The organism is Campylobacter sp. BCW_4321, from assembly GCF_001763075.1.
Lineage (GTDB): Bacteria > Campylobacterota > Campylobacteria > Campylobacterales > Campylobacteraceae > Campylobacter_D > Campylobacter_D jejuni.
In genome coordinates this window covers 1-1,717 of record NZ_MJYA01000042.1, presented here as the reverse complement: position 1 = coordinate 1,717, position 1,717 = coordinate 1, and the positions used below count along the sequence as shown (strand labels likewise).

Annotated in this window: 1 pseudogene; it reads left to right on the top strand. The window is 33.7% G+C overall.

Annotated elements, in window-relative coordinates:
- Nucleotides 1-1,717: pseudogene (locus tag AJN58_RS10120) on the top strand (hypothetical protein); the annotation flags it as partial.

The window sequence follows — 1,717 nt, the reverse complement described above, 5'->3', positions numbered from 1 at the left end:
TTCTAAAAAGATAGTTTTATCTTTAGCTGCTATTTCTTTCTTAGCTAGTTGTGCAAATGCTGCGCCTACTCCTGAAATAAAAACTTATGATGAAATAAGTAAAAATACTAAAGCTAGTTCAGCAAGTGTTTATGCTCCTCAAGCTAGGATTAATACGACTGTAAGTGGTTCAGAAACTAACACAATCAACATTTCTGATTCAGGTCCGCATACCATAATAATTCAATCAGGTGGAACTTTAGGTAGTATAGGTAATAACGATAAAATCATCTATGCCCATGCTAGTGGTAACAACACTCTTACTCTTACCAATCTTACCAATAAAGGAACTATTAACGGTAAGGTAGCTGTAGAACATGATAAAGATTTTACAGGAACCATTACTGTCAATACCTTTGAAAATACAGGTCAAGTTAATGGTCAAATTTACATGGGAATTTGGGGAGGTCAGGGAACTCTCACTGTGGATAAATTTGAAAATAGTGGAACTATAACAGCTTCCAACAATGATCAAGGAGTTTTTTTCCAAGGCCTTGCTAATAACAAATCTACGATTAATAATTTTAACAATACTGGAGTTATAAGTTCAACAAATAAAGAAGCTGTCCGGTTTACTCATACTAATGTACAAACTTTCACTAATAACGGTTCAATAAACAGCGGTGGTGGAAGTGGTGTAAACCTCTCCAGTGCTACTATAGAAAATTTTAAAAATACTAAAACTATAAAAACTAGTGGAACAGCAGAACCAAATGAATCATTCGCTGGTTTATATGCGAGTTCTGGGGTTAATCTTTATAGCTCTACTATAAAAACTTTTGACAATTCGGGTTTCATTTCAGGTAAAGTAGGTGTAAATTTGTCAAATGGCATCATAGATGATTTTAAAAACAGTGGCACTATAGAAGGAACATCTGGAGCCAATAAATTAGCAGGAGCTATAAATATACAAAGTGTTTATAGTAGCGGCTCCACTATTAAAAATTTTGAAAACACAGGCCTAATCAAAAATCAAAACGCTAATGGTATCTTCATAGGTGATGGCAACAAGATAGAAACCCTTACAAATAAAGGAACTATAGAAGCAGGCAACAATGGTATAACTTTTTATGCATTTGATACAAATAAAAAGCCCGTTAATATTGGTAAAATCACTATAGAAAGTGGTGGTGTTATTAAAGCAGGCAATGATGCAATCCATATAGATGGAAGTAAAAATGGTATTGAGGGTGAAGGCATTGAAGTTAAAGCAGGGGGTAGATTAGAAGGTGGTAATGCAGGTATTTATATAGGTGGCGGTAAGCAAGTAAATACTAGCATCAATGTATCTGGAACTATCCAAGGTGGTAATGGGGGTATTATAAATACTGGAACCATAGGAAAAGAAGGACAAGAAAAACAAGAATATGGTATCACTATTGAAAATGGAGGTCTTATTGCTTCTGCAAAAGGAAGTGGTATTTTAAATACTGACAATGGAATTATTTATGGTAATATCTTCAATAGAAGTAATAATAATTTAAGTTTAAAAAATGATTCTGATGCGACTATTACAAGTGGTATTAAAAATGAAGGTAGTGGAACCATCTTTGTTAATAACCAAGGAACCATAGATAAAGATAATAGTGGTAATCATTTAGTTAACAGCGGATCTGGTAGCATAGTCATAGAAGATTGGCTTGTTACTACAGATAAAGATACGGGTAAATTAGACACT